Consider the following 17,080-nt stretch of genomic DNA (forward strand, 5'->3'; position numbering starts at 1 on the left):
GCATGGATTCGATAGCGACCGCGGACGGGACCGAACCGGTCTTCCATCTGGAAGAAGAACATGCGCATGCCGAAGGCAGCAGCACCATGCTCGGCTTCTGGCTCTACCTGATGAGCGACTGCCTGATCTTCGCCATGCTGTTTGCGGCCTATGGCGTGCTTGGCGCCAACTACGCGGCGGGTCCCGCTCCGAAGGACCTGTTCGATCTCGATCTGGTGGCGGTAAACACCACCATGCTGCTCCTCTCCTCGATCACCTATGGCTTTGCCATGCTGACCATGGACAAGGGCCGCGTCGCCGCGACGCAAGCCTGGCTTGCCGTGACCGGCCTGTTCGGCCTGGCCTTCCTGTCGATCGAGCTCTACGAATTCGCGCACATGATCCACGAAGGCGCGACACCGCAGCGCAGCGCCTTCCTGTCGTCCTTCTTCACGCTGGTCGGCACGCACGGTCTGCACGTCACCTTCGGCATTGTCTGGCTGGTGACGCTGATGACGCAGGTCGCCCGGTTCGGCCTCATCGAGGCCAACCGCCGTCGGCTGATGTGCCTCTCGATGTTCTGGCATTTCCTCGACGTCGTCTGGATCGGCGTCTTCACCTTCGTCTATCTGATGGGGATGTTGCGATGAGCGCTCATGATCACGCTGCCGATCACGGCCACGCCCATGGCGGCGCCGCGCACGGATCGTTCAAGGGCTATCTGATCGGCTTCGTCCTGTCGGTGATCCTGACCGCCATCCCGTTCTGGCTGGTCATGAGCGGTGCCATCGACAACAAGCAGGCCACGGCCATCGTCATCATGGCCTTCGCGGTGGTGCAGATCGTCGTCCACATGGTCTTCTTCCTGCACATGAACACCGCCTCGGAAGGCGGATGGTCGATGCTGGCGCTGATCTTCACGCTGATCCTGGTCGTGATCGTGCTGACCGGCTCGCTCTGGGTGATGTATCACCTCAACGCCAACATGATGCCGGGGCTTCACGACATGCGCGAGATGCCATGAGCCCGGCGCCGGGCGCGGGGAGGATCACTGTCGAAGCACGGATCGGGCAGGCCGACATCAGCTTGCCCGCCGCGCCAGGAAAGGACGCCGGCAGATCGGCCGCGTCTCGGCTTTTTCTCCTGCTGCTCGGGCTTCTCGGCGTGCTGATGTTTGTTGGGCTTGGCGTCTGGCAACTGGAAAGGCGGGTCTGGAAGCTCGACCTGATCGCCCGCGTCGACCAGCGCATCCATGCTCCGGTTGCCGATGCGCCCGGCCCGGCGAGCTGGGCCGGAGTGACCGCGGTCGGCGACGAGTATAGCCATGTGCGATTGGCCGGACGGTTTCTGGACGGCAAGAACACGCTGGTGCAGGCGGTGACGGAGCTTGGCGGCGGCTATTGGGTGCTGACGCCGATGCGGACCGACCGTGGCTTCATCGTGCTGGTCAACCGCGGCTTCATTCCCCAGGAGCGCAAGGCCGAGTTCGAACAAGAGAACGGCGGCCTCGGTTCGTCGACCGTCATTGATGGCCTGTTGCGCATGAGCGAGCCCGGCGGCGGCTTCCTGCGCAGCAACGATGTGGCGGGCAATCGCTGGTATTCGCGCGATGTCGGCGCCATCGCAACAGCGCGCGGCCTAACGATCGACGTCGCCCCTTATTTCGTCGATGCGGAAGCATCCGGCGGCTGGCCGCGCGGTGGCCTGACGGTCGTGACTTTCCGCAACAGCCACCTCGTCTATGCTTTGACCTGGTTCACGCTCGCTGCGATGCTCGCCGCGGCCCTGGCCGCACCGATGATCGGCGCCCGCTGGCGGCGAGGACCGGCACGATGAGCGCCCCGACGCAAACGCTTCGCAACGACAAATCCTTCGCGGCGGCATCGCTTGCGGGCAAGAACGGCGCGGCCGCAGATCCCGACGCGGCGAACAGGAAGAACCTGCTCCTGCTCATCCAGCTGCGTTGGCTGGCGGTGGCGGGTCAGGTGCTCACCATTCTGGTGACGCAATACTGGTTCGACATCCCGCTGCCACTGGGGGAGATGGCCGCGGTGGTGCTTTTCCTGGTCGGGCTGAATATCTTCAGCCTGCTCGTTTTGCGCGGCGAGCGCCCGATCAGCAACGCGCAGCTGTTCGTCGCGCTCATCTTCGACATGGCGGCGCTGACGACCCAGCTTTACCTCAGCGGCGGTGCCTCGAACCCGTTCGTGTCGCTCTATCTCTTGCAGATCACGCTTGGCGCCGCACTTCTGACACCATGGTCCACCTGGAGCCTGGTGGCCGCCGCTTCCGCCTGCTTCGTCTTCCTCACCTTCCGGTTCCAGCCGATCCCCATCCCGCATCACGGCGGCAGCGACCTGCTGGCCCTGCATATCAGGGGCATGTTCATCTGCTTCGTGCTGGCGGCCGGCCTGATCGTCATCTTCATGACGCGCATCAACCGCAATCTGCGCGAGCGCGACGCTTATCTCGCCGATCTGCGCCAGCACTCGGCCGAGGAGGACCACATCGTGCGCATGGGCCTGCTGGCCTCCGGTGCCGCGCATGAACTGGGCACGCCGCTGTCGACTATCTCCGTGATCCTCTCCGACTGGCGCCAGATCCGCAGCGTCACCCGCAATCGCGAACTGGCCGGGGACGTGGCCGAAATGCAGGCGCAGATCGAGCGCTGCAAAAGCATCGTCTCGGGCATCTTGATGTCGTCGGGGCAGGCGCGGGGCGAGGGCACGATCCGCACCAGCATCCGTTATTTCCTCGACGATCTCGTTCAGGAGTGGCGTGTCAGCCGCCAGCCGCTCAACCTGGATTACAAGAACGATTTCGAACCTGACGAGCAGATCGTCTCCGACACGGCACTGAAGCAGGTCATCTTCAACGTGTTCGACAATGCTTTGGAGGCGTCGCAGGATTGGGTCGGCGTCACTGCCGAGCGGCAGGGCGAGAAATTGGTGATTTCGGTGTGCGACCGCGGGCCGGGCTTTGACGAGGGTATTCTGGCGGCACTCGGGCAGCCCTATATGTCGAGCAAGGGACGACCCGGCGGCGGCCTTGGCCTTTTCCTCGTCGTCAACGTGGTTCGAAAGCTGGGAGGCGACTTCTCGGCGCTCAACATGGAGCAGGGCGCCTGTGTTACGCTCTCGCTGCCGCTCGCGGCGCTGACCGATGGAGATGATCATGAAGCCTGATCGATCCCTGTTTGTCGTCGAGGACGACGCCACCTTCGCGAAGACGCTGAAGCGCTCCTTCGAAAAGCGCGACTACGACGTCGTCGTCTGCCACGGCAGGGAAGAGCTGGCCGGCGCCCTCGAGACGGCGGTTCCGGCCTACGCCGTCGTCGATCTCAAGCTTGGCGCCGGGGGCTCGGGGCTGGAATGCGTGAAACTGCTCAGCGCCCGCGACGCTTCGATGAGGATCGTCGTGCTGACCGGCTTCGCCAGCATCGCCACGGCGGTCGAGGCAATCAAGCTTGGCGCATGTCACTACCTGGCCAAGCCCGCCAACACCGATGATATCGAAGCTGCCTTCGGCCGGGCCGAGGGCGATGTTTCGGTTTCCGTCAGCAATCGTCCCACCTCGATCAAGAACCTCGAATGGGAGCGCATCCACGAGACGCTCGTCGAGACCGGTTTCAACATCTCCGAAACCGCGCGCCGGCTTGGCCTGCACCGGCGCACTCTGGCCCGCAAGCTCGAGAAACGCGTGGTGCGATAGCAGCAGGCGCCGCGCCGCGAGCCCCACGAGACCGGTTTGGCCCATCGATTGCTTGGAACGCGTGCATTCACATACTTTTCGGCGCGGCCTGGGATACTTATCTGTCCGGACTGACACCGGAACAGGCAACGGAATGGCGCAACGATCGGGCAGTGCTGATCTTCCACTTCACGGCGGGCGCGTGCCGAAATGGCTGGGCGACCGCATGACGCGCCTTGGCGCCGTGATGTGCGAGGCGATCATCCACCACTATGGCCGCAACGAGCTGCTGCGGCGGCTGGCGCATCCCTTCTGGTTCCAGTCCTTCGGCGCCGTCATGGGCATGGACTGGCACTCATCCGGCATCACGACCAGCGTCGTCGGCGCCCTGAAACGCGGGCTCACCCCGCTGTCGGGCGAACTCGGCATTCATGTCTGCGGCGGCCGTGGCGCCCATTCGCGCAAAACTCCGCATGAGTTGGCCGCAATCGGCGAGCGTATCGGCTTCGACGGAACCCGCCTGGCAACTGTCAGCCGGCTTGTCGCCAAGGTCGACAGCGCCGCCATCCAGGACGGGTTCGACCTCTATCTGCACGGCTTCATCGTCACCGACGACGGCGATTGGGTCGTGGTGCAGCAAGGCATGAATGGCGAGACCAAGGTGGCGCGCCGCTACCATTGGCTGTCCGAAGGTTTGAAGAGTTTCGTCGATCAGCCGCATGCCGCCATCGAGGGCGCCAACCAGGGCGAGATCGTCAACCTGACCGACCATCGTGCCGAGGCCTCGCGCCAGGGACAGCTGGACCTGCTGCAGGATCTCGGCCCGGACCGCATCTTGCGCGAATTCGCTTCCCTGGATGCCGGCAAGGCAGCGGCTCCGGAGCAGCCGCTGCTGCCGCATCTGGTCATGCCGGCTCACCATGATGTTCGCGAAAGCGATGTCGTCATGCGTCGCCTGCATGGCAACATGGCGGCCGCCGCCGAACGCGGCCCAGCGGATTTTTCCGAGCTTCTGCTGGTTCCTGGCGTCGGCGCTCGCACGGTGCGCGCGCTGGCGTTGGTCGCCGAAGTGGTGCATGGCGCGCCATGCCGGTTTTCGGACCCGGGCCGTTTCTCGCTGGCGCATGGCGGCAAGGACAGGCACCCTTTCCCTGTCCCGCTCAAGGTCTATGACGAGACGATCGGCGTACTGAAGTCCGCGGTGCAGAAAGCCAGGCTTGGCCGTGAAGAGGAAATCGGCGCGCTGCGGCGGCTTGACGACCAGTCGCGGCAGGTCGAACGATATGTCACCGGCCCCAGCCTGAAGGAAATCGTCGCCGGCGAATTCGACCAGTCGCACCTGCTTGGCGGCCGCAGTGTTTTTGGCTGGGAACCGGCACTGGCGGAGCAGAACAAGAAGGCATGACAGGGTCAGGCTGAACTCTGCAGTCGCACTCGAAATCAACCATCCAGATCGATCAACGCAACGCCCAATTCCGGACGCCTGCTGCGGCGCAGATGGCCGGGCGCCTCCGCCAGGGTCACTTCGAGCGTCGGTCGCACGATGGCCTCGAACAGATGTCCACCCCGGGTCGTGCCGTCACTCAATCCCAACACCGCATGGACGTGGAGGCTGGGCTTGCCGTCGTCGCCCAGCGCCACATCGCCGATGGCGCTCAGCACTTCGCATTGTTCGTCGATCGGAATTTTGCGGTAGGTCTTCGCATTGGGGTCGAACCAGCCCACGATCGCTCTTTCAAAGGCGCCGATCGCTGTCAGGGAAGCACTGCCGACCCTTTGGTCTATCGCGAAGGCGGTCAGCGCGCCGAACGCTTCTTCGCCGGGGCCGAGCACCACGACGAATGTCCGCTGTCCGCCAGCCTCGTTGATGAGCCGCGATTTCATGCCTGTGTCCTCATCATGTTGGTCTTTCAGGACAGGGCAAACGGTGTTCGTCGACGTCAATGGGCATGGTGCTCGGCATTGCGCTCGCGCGTTGCCGCGGCCTTCCTTGCCGACTCCGACCGGCTTGCGGCTGACGCCTTGCCGCCGCTCTTGCCGCCCCTGTGCGCTGCTGGGTGACCGGTGTGCTTGCCACGCCCGGAGCCGCCTTCCTTCTTGCCGCCGCCGTCATCCTTGTTGACGGTGGCCCAGGCACGGCGTTCGGCCTCCTTCTCGGAGACGCCGCGCTTCTCATAGCCTTCCGCAATGTGGTCGGCTTTGCGTTCCTGCTTGTCGGTGTATTTCGATTTGTCGCCTCGTGGCATGGCCGTATCTCCTGCTGGACAGGGTCTGAACGTGAAGCCGACGGGTGAGTTCCAACCGATGCCTGAAAAGATCATGGAGAGGCAGAGCGGACACGTTGCGCGCTAGTCTTCAGGTGCCGTCGCGGGTGCCGTGTAGCGGCGGCGCACTGCATCCAACACCCGCTTGCGGCTCTCCTCGGCCGAGAGTTTTTTATCGTTTTCCGCCTCGGCGGTTTCGTGCGCCAGATCCTTGTCCCTGATCTGATTGCGGAACCATTTGGAATAGTCGCCGGCACGCAGGTGGAACTCCCAGGTCTTGTCGTCGATGCCTTCGGCGATCTGAGCGAAAATCATCAGATTGTGAGCCCTGAGATTCATCGCATCGTCAGGGCCGTGGAAATAGAAACTGCCGGCTTCATCGAGTTGGCCCTCGGCATATTTGCGGCTGTGCCGCTTGAGGGATTGGCGGGGCTCGATGACCTCGACCATGGCGATCTTCTTGCGTTTCTGCGGTCGCCAGAACAGCACGCGCTCACCCTTGGGCGAGGCCATGTCCTTCGGCGGGTCGATGCCGGTCTCGCGGCAGTAGGCCCTGACGACATCCTTCGCCTTGGGTCCAAGGGCGATGATGGCGGTCACCAGCCGCAACGCGTCGGTCGAGATCGCTTCGGGATGCACGGTGATCAGCACGGTGCCCGGCAATTCCAGGGACAGGATCGCGCGCGTGTCATCGCGCCGTTTGGGCAGAAGATGGTGCGCTTCGTCGATGACGAGCCAGTGCGGCCTGGCCGTTCGACGTCGAAAACTGCCGAGGCCGGGCAGCAGATCTGCGAAAAAGTCCGGCCTTTCGTTAACGCGCAGCGCCAGCCCGTTGATGACGACATTGCTGTCGGCTTTCTCGATGAGGTCCAGCACTTGTGCCTTGGTCGGTGCGCTAGAGCCGTCGCCCAGACGCACGGCGCCTTCGAGGCCGTCATAGTCGCCCTCGGGATCGAAGACGCAGAATTGAAACCCGCTCTCGACGAAGCGTTCCGTCAGCGCGGTGGCCAGGGTGGATTTGCCGATGCCGGAGCTGCCGGCGATGAGGACCGTGTCGGTTGGCGACAGATAGATCTCGTCGCCGCCGGCGGAGCCCAGCACGATGCCGTCATGCCGCCTTGGCAGGATGTCATGATCGCGCTTGATCAGCCTGTCGACCAGTTCCTCCACGCCTTTCCCGCGTGCGCCGCGCGTGACCAGATCCGCTGTGGTCTTGACCGCGGGAATTGCATTGTCGACGGCGACGCTGCAGCCGCAGGCCTTCAGGAAGGCATGGTCATTCTCGGCGTCGCCGACGCCGACCACATTGTGTGCTGAGAGCCGCAGATCCTGCAGCGCCGCGGCCAGCCCGGTGGCTTTGTTGATGCCGCTCGGCAGGATCATCACCGCGCCCTTGTTGAAGATGATTTCCAGTTCGAGCCCCATCTTCTTGATGATTTCGAGCACGGTCGCCTGATGCGGCTCCCAGGTCGCGACGATCGACCGGCCGACCGAAAGCGGCTTGACGCCCTGCTTCTTCAGTCTGGAGACGAATTCGGCTTCCGGCGATGGTGAGATCACTCGCTCTTCCTCACTTGCCGGCGTGTAGATCAGCGCTCCGTTTTCGGCGACCACCTTGTCGAACAGTCCGATTTCGGGAAAGACGCGCTTGAGATCGGGCAGTTCGCGCCCGGTCACAAGAATGAGCTTGCGGCCGCTTTTCTTGAAACGCTCCAGCGCGGCAAGGGTCTTCCCCGAGACGATCCCGTCATGCGCCAGCGTGCCGTCGTAATCCGTCGCCAGTGCGATGAAATACATTGCACTGGACCTCAGTAGCCGCCGACCACCGGCAATATCTCGCCTGTGATATAGCTCGAGCAATGTGGCGAGGCGAGAAACACATAGGCTGGCGCGAGTTCTTCCGGCTGTGCCGGCCGCTTCATCGGTGTGTCCGCGCCGAACTTCGAAACGTCGCCGGCTTCCTTGTCCGAAGGGTTGAGCGGGGTCCATACGGGACCCGGTGCAACCGCGTTCACCCTTATGCCCTTGCCGAGGAGATTGCCGGAGAGGGCGCGGGTGAAGGCGTGGATGCCGCCCTTGGTCATGGAGTAATCGACCAGCGCCTTCGACCCGTCTATGCCGGTGACCGAACCGGTGTTGATGATGGCCGAGCCCGGCTTCATATGCGGCACGGATTCCTGTGCCATATGGAAATAGCCGTAGAGGTTGGTCTTCAGCGTCGTGTCGAAATGCTCTTCGGTCAGTTCGCCGAACTCGCTTGAATGAATCTGGAACGCCGCGTTGTTGACCAGCACGTCGATGCGGCCGAATACCTTGACCGTTTGCGCCACCGCCTTGCGGCATTGGTCGCGTTCGCTGACGTCTGCCTTCACCAGGATGCACCGCCGTCCCTCCGCTTCGACAGCGGATTTTGTCGCCTTGGCATCCTTGTCCTCGGCCAGATAGACGATCGCAAGGTCGGCGCCCTCGCGGGCGAACAGAACCGCCACCGAACGACCGATGCCGGAATCGCCGCCGGTGATGAGAGCGACTTTGTCTTCGAGCTTTTTCGATCCGAGGTAGAAGGGCGCGTCGTAGAGCGGCGCCGGGTCGATCGCCCATTCATGTCCCGGCTTGGGGTGATGTTGCTCGGGAAAGGGTGGCTCGGGATATTTTCGGGCGCCGGCCTGCATGGCGTGCGGGGCCTTGCCGTTGTCCTTCGATTTGTCCCGGGCATCGATGCCACGCTGGATGTGACGTTGCTTGGCGGCTTCACTGGCTGTCTTGCTCTGCATGGCTGTCTCCTCGGCTTCGAGAACGAACAACGCGCGTCGGACAAAAAGGTTTGCGCAAAAAGATCATGCCCGCGTCATGCCACGCGGCGGTAGCTGTAGTGATCCCGGATGAATTCATTGAAGAAGCGGCCTTTCGAGGCGGCCTTCCTGAAAGCGGCATAGGTTGCCGGGGCAACGTTGGCATAGTCGTAGCGATGGCCGCTTGGTACGAACCAGACGGAGAGGGTTCGCGTCGCGGGATCGTATTGGGTGTTTCGGATCGCGGTCGACGGCATGTTGGCAACCTGACTGCTCAGCCAGATAATCCGGCAGACATTGTCCGGTTCCCTGCCTTTGCCCCGCACTATCTGTCGCGCACGCAAGAGCGGCTCGATATTGCCTTGCGGTCCAGCCTTCACCATCTAGGCCGGATGTCGTCGCTCAAATCGAAAGCCACCGGCCGCACTCCGGCATCGCAGCATGATCTCTTTGGTGTCGCGCAGGATCTGCCCGAAGGTTTTGCCTACCAACCCGGATTGATCACGCCGCGGGAGGAGACGGAGCTTGCCCGGCATCTTGAGGGACTGCCGTTCCAGGCGTTCGATTTCCATGGCCATCTGGCAAACCGTCGCGTCGTCGGGTTCGGTCTGCGCTATGACTATGACCGTCGCGAGGTCGTCGAGGCGCCGTCGATCCCCGACTTTCTGTTGCCTTTGCGCGAGAAGGTCGCGGCTTTTGCGTGCCGGCCGGTCGAGGCTTTCGCGCAGGTGCTGATCAATGAATACCGGCCTGGCGCCGGTATCGGCTGGCATCGCGACAAGCCGCATTTCGAGGATGTCGCCGGCGTTTCGCTGCTGGCGCCCTGCAGCTTCCGGCTGCGGCGAAAGAGCGGCGACAAATGGGAGCGCCGGACCCTCGTCATCGAGCCACGGTCGGCCTATCTCATGACGGGTCCTTCGCGCACGGAGTGGGAGCACAGCATCCCGCCGCTTGCCGAGCATCGCTACTCGATCACCCTGCGGACACTGCGGTCACAACCCCCCTGAGCATCGCTCCGGCGATGAGAGGCCAAGCCGATCGCCGCGGCTCTATCTCACGCCGATGCCGGCGGTCAGGCCGCCGTCGATCTTGTAGTCGGCGCCGGTGCAGAAGCCGGCCTTCGACGAGCACAGGAAAGCGATCAGTTCCGCCACTTCCTCCGGCTCTCCGATGCGGCCAAGCGGATGGGCCGCGCCGAAGCGCCGGTAGGCCTCTTCGACATCGGCGTCGCTGCCGTGGTCGCCGCGCGCGGCCTTCTCGAGGATCGGCGTGCGGATCGAGCCCGGGCTGACCGAATTCACCCTTATGCCCGATGCTGCATAGTCGAGCGCCAGCGAGCGTGTCAGCGTGTGGATGGCGCCCTTGGTCGTGGCATAGGCGGCAACGTTCTGCTGGCAGGCGAAGCCTTGCACCGATGCGACGTTGACGATGGCGCCGCCGCCGCGCTTGATCATTTCCGGGATGCCGAAATGCGCGGTCAGGTAGATCGAGCCGACATTGACCGTCATCGCCCGGTTCCAGGTTTCCCAATTGGTCGTCGTCGCGGTTCCGTATGGATGGACCGCGGCGGAATTGACGATGACGTCGATGCCGCCGAATTTCGCGACGCCGGCCGCGATGGCGTCGCGAACTTGGTCGGAAACCGAGACATCAACCGTTTGCACGAGCGCGTCCGCTCCGGCCTTGGCAAGGCTTTCCTGCATGGCGGTGTTGGCGGCGCGGTCGATGCCGCAGGCGATGATCGCCGCGCCGCCCTGCGCCAGCCGCCTTGCGGTGGCGAGCGCGATGCCGGTCGTCCCCGTTACCAATGCCACCTTGCCGTCGAAATCCTTCATCGCGGGAGCCCCTTCATGCGCTATCAAAACCTGGTTCTGAGTTTGACACTCATCGGTGTCAAACAATAGGTTGCCGCTCTCTCGCAAAAAGGAAAGTTGCAATGGAACAGTGCTGGCGCTGGTATGGTCCGGATGATCCGGTGACGCTCGATCATGTCAGACAGGCTGGCGCCACCGGCGTGGTTTCAGCACTTCACCACATCTATGACGGCAGGGCCTGGCCTGAAGCTGATGTGCTCGAGCGCAAGCGGGTCATCGAGGCCGCCAGCCTGACATGGTCGGTGGTCGAGAGCATCCCGGTCCATAATTCCTTCAAGATCGGCGCGCCGGAACGCGAGCGCTATGCCGGCTACTATCGCGACAGCATCCGCACGCTCGCCAAGGCCGGCATCAAAACGATCTGCTACAATTTCATGCCGGTGGTGGACTGGACGCGCACCGACCTGATGTATCGCCTGCCGACAACCGGTTACGCCTTGCGTTTCGACGCCATCGATTTTGCCGCCTATGATCTTTTCGTGCTGCAGCGCAAGGATGGCGCGGCCAGCTATACGCCGGCGCGGATCGCTGAGGCCGAGAAGCGCCTGAAGGCGCTGACATCGGAACAGGTCGACCAGATCGAGCGCAACCTCATTGCCGGCCTGCCGGCGACCGAGCGCAAATATGACCGCGACAGTTTCCGCGAGGCTTTGGCGGAGTATGACGGGATCGGGCCGAAGGAGTTGCGCGACAACCTCGCCTGGTTCCTGCGCGAGATCATTCCGGTCGCGGAGGAGGAGGGGGTGCGCATGTGTATCCATCCCGACGACCCGCCCTTTTCGCTCTATGGCCTGCCGCGCGTCGTTTCGACCGCGCAGGATGCGCGCTTCATCCTCAACGCCGTCGATAGCCCGGCCAATGGGCTGACCTTCTGCACCGGCTCCTACGGCACGCGCGCCGACAACGACATCGTCGCCATGGTCAAGGAATTCGCCGACCGCATCCATTTCGTCCATCTGCGCAACATCACCATCGAAGAGGACGGCTCGTTCTATGAAGCCGAGCATCTCGAGGGCGGCACCGACATGGCGCATGTCATCCTCGCTTTGATGCAGGAGGAGGCGCGTCGCCGCAAGGAGGGCCGTGCCGACTGGCGCATCCCGATGCGGCCGGACCATGGTCATCTGCTCGCCGACGACATCGGCAAGAAGAAGATCAATCCCGGCTACTCGCTGATCGGCCGGCTGAAAGGCCTCGCCGAACTGCGTGGCATCATGCGCGCCGTGGAGCAGTTCGGGCTGGCCTGACGAGCGGCGCCTAGTGGAGATGTCTGAGCTTGTCGGGATTGCGCACGACATAGATCGCCGCGATCTTGCCGTCCTCGATGTCGAGTGCGGTGGTCTGGAGTTCGCCATCGGCTTCCAGGGTGACGAACCCCGGCAATCCGTTGATGAAACCGAGGCGGACCAGCTTCGAGCCGTGCGTGCGCAACCAGGCCGCGACCTGCTCATACTGTCTCATGACGGCATCGAAACCGAGGGCCGGCTGGGTGGCCGCCGGACGCTTGCCGCCACCGTCGGTATGGGCGATCACATCGGTCGCCAACATGGCGCCAAGTGCCTGCATGTCGCCGCTGCGCGAGGCCGTGAAGAAGGCTTCGGCAAGCTCCAGGCCGCGTTGCCTTTCCACCGTGAAGCGGGGCCGTGCCTCGCGGACATGGCTGCGCGCCCGGGCCGCCAACTGGCGGCAGGCCGCCGGGTCGCGCTCGATAGCGGCCGCAACCTCGTCGAACCCGAGCCCGAACACATCGTGCAGCAGAAAGGCCGCCCGCTCGAGCGGAGACAGGCGCTCGAGCACCAGCATCAGCGGCAAGGTCACGTCCTCCACCTCGTCCTCTTCCACAACGGGATCGGGAAGCCAGGGGCCGACATAGGTCTCGCGTTTGCGTCGCGCGGATTTGAGCTGGTCGAGACACAGCCGTGTCACCGTGCGACGCAGGAATGCTTCGGGTTCGCGCACCGCACTGCGGTCGGCCTTCATCCAGCGGATGAAGGCCTCCTGCACGGTGTCCTCGGCGTCCGAGACCGAACCCAGCATGCGGTAGGCGACGCGCATGAGCTTTGGACGCAACGGGGCGAAGCCCGCCCCGGCGTCGTCGGCCGCTGAGCTCGTCATCAGGCTGCGGCCACCCGCGCGGCCTTCACCGCAGCCGGGTCGGCATACAGGCCAAAACCGACGGCGATGCGGTTCCAGGCGTTGATGATGTTGATCGTCAAGGTGAGCTTGATCTGCTCCTCCTCGGTGAAATGCGCCTTCAGCTCTTCATAGGCACCTGCGCGGCCGGTGTCTTCCGAAAGTCGGGTCAGCGCCTCGGTCCAGCCAAGTGCGGCGCGTTCGCGGTCGCTGTAGCAGGGCGCCTCGCGCCAGGCTGGCAAAAGGTAGATGCGCTGCTCGGTTTCCCCGTTCTCGCGCGCCTCGGTGGCGTGAAGATTGATGCAGTTGGCGCAGCCATTGATCTGCGAGGCACGCAGCTTCACCAGTTCGGTGAGGCTGTGCTCGAGGCTGGCGGCAGCTGAGAGCTCGATCGAGGAACGCTGCCAGTTCTTCATCAGCGAAGGGGCGGCGGCGAAGAGGTCGATTTTTGCAGTCATGGTGGGCTTCCTTCTGTTGGTGCCGACCACAAGACGAGGCAGCATCTGCCAGTGTGACATGCCCGCCAAGATTTTGTCCGCCATGCACCCGTGCCCGTCAGGTGCTCCAGTTGCTTTGCGGCGTCGGCGCAATTCACCTTCGACCATTCGCCACTGCTGATGCGCGCCAAGCGGCTGCCCGCCGTCTGGCGTAACTTGCGCGATGTCTAACATAAGAGCAGAATTGAAGGCGTTTGAAAGAGATCGGCTCATAAGCAAATCGGGAGGAAACCATGAACACCATGAGCCTCACCACGCTTGACCGTGGCAAGACAACAGTCGACGCCGCAGCCATCGAAGCGCTTTCGGCACAATTGCGCGGCACACTGCTTCAGCAGGGGGATGCTGCCTACAACGAAGCCCGCACCGTGTGGAATGCCACGGTCGACCGGCGGCCCGGGCTGATCGCGTGTTGCGTCGGCGCCTCCGACGTCATTCGTGCCGTGAATTTCGCCAGGGAAAACAGGCTTCTCGTCTCCGTGCGCGGCGGCGGCCATAACATTGCCGGCAGCGCCGTCTGCGATGGCGGTCTGATGATCGATTTGTCGCTGATGAAGTCGGTGCGGGTCGATCCCGCCGCACGCCGGGCATGGGTCGGACCCGGCGCCACGCTCGCCGATGTCGACGGCGAAACGCAGGCCTTTGGGCTGGCGGTGCCTACCGGCATCAATTCGACCACCGGCATATCAGGCCTGACCCTGGGCGGTGGCTTTGGCTGGATCACTCGCAAATTCGGCCTGACCATCGACAACCTTGTCTCCGCCGATGTGGTCACCGCCGACGGCAAGTTGCTGCGCGCCAGCCAGACGGAAAATTCGGACCTGTTCTGGGCGCTGCGTGGCGGCGGCGGTAATTTCGGCATTGTCACGGCATTCGAGTTTCAGCTCCACCAGATGGGTCCGCAGGTTCTGTCGGGGCTTGTCGCCCATCCTTTCGCCGATGCCGAGAAGGTGCTGGAGGAGTATCGCAACGCGCTCGAAACAGCGCCCGACGAACTGACCTGCTGGGTGGTCATGCGGCAAGCGCCGCCACTGCCCTTCCTGCCGACCGAGTGGCATGGCAAGGATGTTCTGGTCCTGGCCATGTGCTATTGCGGTGATCTCCAGGCAGGTGAAAAGGCGACGAAGAAACTTCGCGACATCGGCTCGCCGATTGCCGATGTCGTCGGCCCCAACCCATTCGCCGGCTGGCAGCAGGCATTCGACCCATTGCTCGCCCCCGGCGCCCGCAACTACTGGAAGAGCCATGATTTCACCGAGCTTTCCGACAGGGCAGTCGAGATCGTCACCGAGGCGATACGTGAGCTTCCTGGCCCGGAATGCGAGATATTCATCGGCCATGTCGGCGGTGCGGCGGGCCGTGTGGCGCAGAACGCGACGGCCTTTCCGCAACGCAGCTCGCACTTCGTCATGAATGTCCATGCCCGCTGGCGCGAACCGGCAATGGACCGGGCCTGCATCGGTTGGGCGCGCAGCCTCTATGAGGCGGCCAAGCCCTTTGCTGCCGGCACAGCCTATGTGAACTTCATGCCTGAGGACGAGGTTGACCGGGTCGAAGCTGCCTATGGCGGCAATTACCAGCGGCTTCTGGAAATCAAGCAGCGCTATGACCCGCTGAACCTGTTCCGCATGAACCAGAATTTGCGGCCGAAACAAAGCCAGCGCGCCGCCTGAGCCGCCCGCGCGGCAGTGACGAAAAGCCCGCACCTCCGCCTCAGGCGCGGGCTTTTGCATGGTCATGGCTCTTCCGCGGCTCGGTTCACCTGGGCCGCCGCGTAAGGCGCCGATCGCCGGCCTTGCCGTGCCCGAAGGCAGCCGGCCGGCGCACGCGGCATGGCGTTGATCGGCAACAGTGCCATTAAGGACCTTCGGAGCTGCGCTATTGCAGGAAACAGATGAAGTCGACCGGCCCTTGCCAGGAATTCGAGATTCTGGCCGACCCCGGCGAGCCGCGCGACCTGTTCGGCATGCTGCTTGGTGCCGATCCCTCGAGAAAGCCGCTCGACCGACCTATCGCGCGTCTTGGCGAAAGTCCGCCCGACCCGCGAGCACACAGGACGCAATCGCCGAGCGGCGGCCGATATTCAGCTTCGCGAAAATCCGCCTGATATGCTCGCGTACGGTGTAGCCGCTGATACCGAGTTGCCTTGCGATCTCCTTGTCGACCTTTCCGTCACTGATCAGCAGGGCTATCTGCAGCTCGCGCCGGGTCAATATCTCGGCGGCCGAGAGCGGCAGGTCGGCGGTGGTGCCCGGCATGTAGACGGCATCATAGATCAGGTATTGCGTGCCTGCGCACACGATGCGTCCTACTGGCCGGCGCTGATCCGCATGACCGTTTGGATCACCCCGATCGTCCGCGTAGCGGATGGCGACCAGCGAATGGCCGTTCACGACAAAGCTCGAAGTATCCGTTTCCGGATCGAGCGTTTTTCGTGACGCGGAAATCTCGTCAGCGAAGTCGGAAAGTCTCTGCAAGTTCTCGGCACGTGCAATCATGGCCGAACGCCCCAGTTGGCAGGAAACTCAGTACAATCACAGGCCCCTGGCGTCCCAACAAAACCGTCACGCCGCCGAACCCCGGCGTGACCAGTATGGATGCTGCATAGATAGCTTCGACTATAACACTTTTCGAAATATTAGCATTCCTAAAATTATCGTTGGGTCGTCAATTTTCACCATTCAGCGCCTGAATCCGGCGCGGATCGAACGCAAGAGATCAGGGGTCAGCCTGACGCCTCGGTTGAACAGGCCCGCTGGGGCAAGCGGCACGCCGGGCCGGCATCCCCAGGCCCCACCCGAATGTGGGCGTGGACCGGCGGTGTGAACCGCGATCACCACGGGCGCGCCGGACTGCTGACGATGGATCCAGACTGGAGCGCCGCTGTGTCCCGGACAGGTATCGACGCTATAGAAAAGCTGCCGTTCGGTGATCCGGTCCAGGCGCTCGGAATGCTCCCATTGCGTGCCGTCCGGCTTGTCGGCCGGATAACCCGAAATGTGCAGCAGACGCGTGGTGCGAAGCCGCTCGAGGTCCTGGCGGTTCGGCGACCAGAGCTGGAAGTGTCCGGGCGACGGCGAAAACGGCCGCTCGAGCTCGATCAACCCGACATCGTGCAGGCCTGAGGGACGGCGGCGGTAAGGCGGGTTGACGTGCCATTGCTTGGCCCACTGCCAGGCGAAGGGCCGCGCGTCACGCGAGGCCCGACCCGGCGTGACACGAATGCGCACGGCGAGATTGGGCAGGCCAAGCCGCTGCCGGATCGGGCTGGTGATGCAGTGCGCCGCAGTCAACAGCCGCGTCGGCGAAATCAGGAAAGCGGTACAGCCGGTCATCCTGCCGTCGCCGAAATCGCGCTCGATGTGACAGACAGCGCTGTGCGGAAAGCGGTTGGTGTGGGTGACCCTGGCGCGCCCATCCGTGGGCCCAACCACCGCATAGTCCGCTTCGTCCGCCAGCCGGTCGAGTTCGAAGGGCGCGGGCGAGAACAGCATCATGTCTCTTGCTCGTGTTCGGCCCCCGGCGAGGCGGCATCCGGAGGCATGGCCCCCGGTTGCGCCGCATCATCGATCCCACCTTCATGCGTGGGCTCTTGCGCCGCCTCGGCCAGATCCGCGCCAGCACTTGCAGTCAGGCCAAGCAGGCCGCGCAGGCGCTCCATCAGATGATGAGCCTCGTCGCCACGGCCTTCGAGATAGGCCGCCGCGCAATCCATGAATTCCTCGTCGGAGCCGAAGGGTATTTCAGCTGGGCGCGGCGATGCGGCGCGCAACGCTTTGACCTCCTGAAGAACGATGGCGTCGAGGTCGGCCCATACCGACCTTGCATGAGTTGCGACTTGCCCGTGCATG

The 17,080-nt window shown here is 63.6% G+C and carries 19 protein-coding genes and 1 pseudogene; 10 read left to right on the top strand and 10 right to left on the bottom strand.

The window, feature by feature from the left end; translation table 11 throughout:
• The first annotated feature begins 2 nt into the window (after nucleotides 1–2).
• The 6 genes from cyoC to ACWGS8_RS26520 all read left to right on the top strand — a co-directional run bounded on the left by cyoC (nucleotide 3) and on the right by ACWGS8_RS26520 (nucleotide 5,074).
• The gene (cyoC, locus tag ACWGS8_RS26495) at nucleotides 3–629 is read left to right on the top strand and encodes a cytochrome o ubiquinol oxidase subunit III (protein ID WP_454583686.1); all 627 of its coding nucleotides are present in this window, start codon (nucleotides 3–5) and stop codon (nucleotides 627–629) included.
• Nucleotides 626–1,003 carry a cytochrome o ubiquinol oxidase subunit IV gene (cyoD, locus tag ACWGS8_RS26500; protein ID WP_454583687.1) on the top strand — a complete coding sequence of 126 codons (378 nt, stop codon included), beginning with the start codon at nucleotides 626–628 and terminating at the stop codon, nucleotides 1,001–1,003. The genes cyoC and cyoD overlap by 4 nt, the downstream gene beginning before the upstream one ends.
• Complete coding sequence (locus ACWGS8_RS26505; RefSeq protein ID WP_454583688.1) at nucleotides 1,000–1,815, top strand: SURF1 family protein; 816 nt, start codon at nucleotides 1,000–1,002, stop codon at nucleotides 1,813–1,815. The genes cyoD and ACWGS8_RS26505 overlap by 4 nt, the downstream gene beginning before the upstream one ends.
• Nucleotides 1,812–3,164: an ATP-binding protein gene (locus ACWGS8_RS26510; RefSeq protein ID WP_454583689.1), complete on the top strand. Its 1,353-nt coding sequence runs from the start codon at nucleotides 1,812–1,814 to the stop codon at nucleotides 3,162–3,164. Before ACWGS8_RS26505 ends, ACWGS8_RS26510 begins: the two co-directional genes overlap by 4 nt.
• Nucleotides 3,154–3,690, top strand: a complete 537-nt coding sequence (locus ACWGS8_RS26515; RefSeq protein WP_454583690.1) for a response regulator transcription factor — start codon at nucleotides 3,154–3,156, stop codon at nucleotides 3,688–3,690. The genes ACWGS8_RS26510 and ACWGS8_RS26515 overlap by 11 nt, the downstream gene beginning before the upstream one ends.
• A gap of 133 nt (nucleotides 3,691–3,823) precedes the next feature.
• Nucleotides 3,824–5,074, top strand: a complete 1,251-nt coding sequence (locus tag ACWGS8_RS26520; RefSeq protein WP_454583691.1) for a DUF763 domain-containing protein — start codon at nucleotides 3,824–3,826, stop codon at nucleotides 5,072–5,074.
• A gap of 35 nt (nucleotides 5,075–5,109) precedes the next feature.
• Here ACWGS8_RS26520 and ACWGS8_RS26525 read toward each other — a convergent pair whose 3' ends face one another.
• From ACWGS8_RS26525 to ACWGS8_RS26540, 4 genes are all read right to left on the bottom strand, one after another.
• Complete coding sequence (locus ACWGS8_RS26525) at nucleotides 5,110–5,553, bottom strand: PPC domain-containing DNA-binding protein (RefSeq protein WP_454583692.1); 444 nt, start codon at nucleotides 5,551–5,553, stop codon at nucleotides 5,110–5,112.
• Between the two features lie 56 nt (nucleotides 5,554–5,609).
• Nucleotides 5,610–5,915, bottom strand: a complete 306-nt coding sequence (locus tag ACWGS8_RS26530) for a plasmid stabilization protein (protein ID WP_454583693.1) — start codon at nucleotides 5,913–5,915, stop codon at nucleotides 5,610–5,612.
• Between the two features lie 102 nt (nucleotides 5,916–6,017).
• Entirely contained in the window at nucleotides 6,018–7,730 is a 1,713-nt protein-coding gene (locus tag ACWGS8_RS26535; protein ID WP_454583694.1) for an HAD-IIB family hydrolase, read from the bottom strand.
• Between the two features lie 11 nt (nucleotides 7,731–7,741).
• Nucleotides 7,742–8,707, bottom strand: a complete 966-nt coding sequence (locus ACWGS8_RS26540; protein WP_454583695.1) for an SDR family oxidoreductase — start codon at nucleotides 8,705–8,707, stop codon at nucleotides 7,742–7,744.
• Between the two features lie 410 nt (nucleotides 8,708–9,117).
• On the opposite strand from ACWGS8_RS26540, the gene ACWGS8_RS26545 reads away from it, so the two are divergent.
• Nucleotides 9,118–9,732, top strand: a complete 615-nt coding sequence (locus tag ACWGS8_RS26545) for an alpha-ketoglutarate-dependent dioxygenase AlkB (protein WP_454583909.1) — start codon at nucleotides 9,118–9,120, stop codon at nucleotides 9,730–9,732.
• 42 nt (nucleotides 9,733–9,774) lie between these two features.
• On the opposite strand, the gene ACWGS8_RS26550 is transcribed toward ACWGS8_RS26545, so the two are convergent.
• The gene (locus ACWGS8_RS26550) at nucleotides 9,775–10,560 is read right to left on the bottom strand and encodes an SDR family NAD(P)-dependent oxidoreductase (RefSeq protein ID WP_454583696.1); all 786 of its coding nucleotides are present in this window, start codon (nucleotides 10,558–10,560) and stop codon (nucleotides 9,775–9,777) included.
• 101 nt (nucleotides 10,561–10,661) lie between these two features.
• Between ACWGS8_RS26550 and uxuA the strand changes: the two genes are divergently transcribed.
• Nucleotides 10,662–11,846, top strand: coding sequence for a mannonate dehydratase (uxuA, locus tag ACWGS8_RS26555; protein ID WP_454583697.1), 1,185 nt, complete (start codon nucleotides 10,662–10,664; stop codon nucleotides 11,844–11,846).
• A 10-nt stretch (nucleotides 11,847–11,856) separates the two neighbouring features.
• Here the strand turns inward: uxuA and ACWGS8_RS26560 are convergent, their stop codons facing one another.
• Complete coding sequence (locus ACWGS8_RS26560) at nucleotides 11,857–12,714, bottom strand: sigma-70 family RNA polymerase sigma factor (protein WP_454583698.1); 858 nt, start codon at nucleotides 12,712–12,714, stop codon at nucleotides 11,857–11,859.
• Complete coding sequence (locus ACWGS8_RS26565; RefSeq protein ID WP_064989205.1) at nucleotides 12,714–13,190, bottom strand: carboxymuconolactone decarboxylase family protein; 477 nt, start codon at nucleotides 13,188–13,190, stop codon at nucleotides 12,714–12,716. Before ACWGS8_RS26565 ends, ACWGS8_RS26560 begins: the two co-directional genes overlap by 1 nt.
• Before the next feature lie 272 nt (nucleotides 13,191–13,462).
• Here ACWGS8_RS26565 and ACWGS8_RS26570 point away from each other — a divergent pair, with 272 nt between their 5' ends.
• Both ACWGS8_RS26570 and ACWGS8_RS26575 read left to right on the top strand, forming a co-directional pair.
• Nucleotides 13,463–14,902, top strand: coding sequence for an FAD-binding oxidoreductase (locus ACWGS8_RS26570; RefSeq protein WP_454583699.1), 1,440 nt, complete (start codon nucleotides 13,463–13,465; stop codon nucleotides 14,900–14,902).
• Between the two features lie 194 nt (nucleotides 14,903–15,096).
• Nucleotides 15,097–15,210: pseudogene (locus ACWGS8_RS26575) on the top strand (ornithine cyclodeaminase); the annotation flags it as partial.
• Nucleotides 15,211–15,238: 28 nt separating this feature from the next.
• Here ACWGS8_RS26575 and ACWGS8_RS26580 read toward each other — a convergent pair.
• From ACWGS8_RS26580 to ACWGS8_RS26590, 3 genes are all read right to left on the bottom strand, one after another.
• Complete coding sequence (locus ACWGS8_RS26580) at nucleotides 15,239–15,727, bottom strand: response regulator transcription factor (RefSeq protein WP_454583700.1); 489 nt, start codon at nucleotides 15,725–15,727, stop codon at nucleotides 15,239–15,241.
• A 183-nt stretch (nucleotides 15,728–15,910) separates the two neighbouring features.
• Nucleotides 15,911–16,726 carry a trypsin-like serine peptidase gene (locus tag ACWGS8_RS26585; RefSeq protein WP_454583701.1) on the bottom strand — a complete coding sequence of 272 codons (816 nt, stop codon included), beginning with the start codon at nucleotides 16,724–16,726 and terminating at the stop codon, nucleotides 15,911–15,913.
• On the bottom strand, nucleotides 16,723–17,079 hold the full coding sequence (locus tag ACWGS8_RS26590) for a hypothetical protein (RefSeq protein ID WP_454583702.1): 357 nt from the start codon (nucleotides 17,077–17,079) through the stop codon (nucleotides 16,723–16,725). The genes ACWGS8_RS26585 and ACWGS8_RS26590 overlap by 4 nt, the downstream gene beginning before the upstream one ends.
• Nucleotide 17,080: the final 1 nt, after the last annotated feature.

The sequence above is a fragment of the Mesorhizobium sp. 43Arga genome, from assembly GCF_053714255.1.

What these genes read in the sequence shown, in the direction of transcription:
- ACWGS8_RS26535 (WP_454583694.1), bottom strand. Translation starts at nt 7,730, where the DNA reads ATGTATTTCATCGCACTGGCGACGGATTACGACGGCACGCTGGCGCAT.
- ACWGS8_RS26505 (WP_454583688.1), top strand. Translation starts at nt 1,000, where the DNA reads ATGAGCCCGGCGCCGGGCGCGGGGAGGATCACTGTCGAAGCACGGATC.
- ACWGS8_RS26525 (WP_454583692.1), bottom strand. Translation starts at nt 5,553, where the DNA reads ATGAAATCGCGGCTCATCAACGAGGCTGGCGGACAGCGGACATTCGTC.
- uxuA (WP_454583697.1), top strand. Translation starts at nt 10,662, where the DNA reads ATGGAACAGTGCTGGCGCTGGTATGGTCCGGATGATCCGGTGACGCTC.
- ACWGS8_RS26545 (WP_454583909.1), top strand. Translation starts at nt 9,118, where the DNA reads ATGTCGTCGCTCAAATCGAAAGCCACCGGCCGCACTCCGGCATCGCAG.
- ACWGS8_RS26520 (WP_454583691.1), top strand. Translation starts at nt 3,824, where the DNA reads ATGGCGCAACGATCGGGCAGTGCTGATCTTCCACTTCACGGCGGGCGC.
- ACWGS8_RS26540 (WP_454583695.1), bottom strand. Translation starts at nt 8,707, where the DNA reads ATGCAGAGCAAGACAGCCAGTGAAGCCGCCAAGCAACGTCACATCCAG.
- ACWGS8_RS26550 (WP_454583696.1), bottom strand. Translation starts at nt 10,560, where the DNA reads ATGAAGGATTTCGACGGCAAGGTGGCATTGGTAACGGGGACGACCGGC.
- ACWGS8_RS26510 (WP_454583689.1), top strand. Translation starts at nt 1,812, where the DNA reads ATGAGCGCCCCGACGCAAACGCTTCGCAACGACAAATCCTTCGCGGCG.
- ACWGS8_RS26565 (WP_064989205.1), bottom strand. Translation starts at nt 13,190, where the DNA reads ATGACTGCAAAAATCGACCTCTTCGCCGCCGCCCCTTCGCTGATGAAG.
- ACWGS8_RS26530 (WP_454583693.1), bottom strand. Translation starts at nt 5,915, where the DNA reads ATGCCACGAGGCGACAAATCGAAATACACCGACAAGCAGGAACGCAAA.
- ACWGS8_RS26560 (WP_454583698.1), bottom strand. Translation starts at nt 12,714, where the DNA reads ATGACGAGCTCAGCGGCCGACGACGCCGGGGCGGGCTTCGCCCCGTTG.
- ACWGS8_RS26580 (WP_454583700.1), bottom strand. Translation starts at nt 15,727, where the DNA reads ATGATTGCACGTGCCGAGAACTTGCAGAGACTTTCCGACTTCGCTGAC.
- cyoC (WP_454583686.1), top strand. Translation starts at nt 3, where the DNA reads ATGGATTCGATAGCGACCGCGGACGGGACCGAACCGGTCTTCCATCTG.
- cyoD (WP_454583687.1), top strand. Translation starts at nt 626, where the DNA reads ATGAGCGCTCATGATCACGCTGCCGATCACGGCCACGCCCATGGCGGC.
- ACWGS8_RS26590 (WP_454583702.1), bottom strand. Translation starts at nt 17,079, where the DNA reads ATGCACGGGCAAGTCGCAACTCATGCAAGGTCGGTATGGGCCGACCTC.
- ACWGS8_RS26585 (WP_454583701.1), bottom strand. Translation starts at nt 16,726, where the DNA reads ATGATGCTGTTCTCGCCCGCGCCCTTCGAACTCGACCGGCTGGCGGAC.
- ACWGS8_RS26515 (WP_454583690.1), top strand. Translation starts at nt 3,154, where the DNA reads ATGAAGCCTGATCGATCCCTGTTTGTCGTCGAGGACGACGCCACCTTC.
- ACWGS8_RS26570 (WP_454583699.1), top strand. Translation starts at nt 13,463, where the DNA reads ATGAACACCATGAGCCTCACCACGCTTGACCGTGGCAAGACAACAGTC.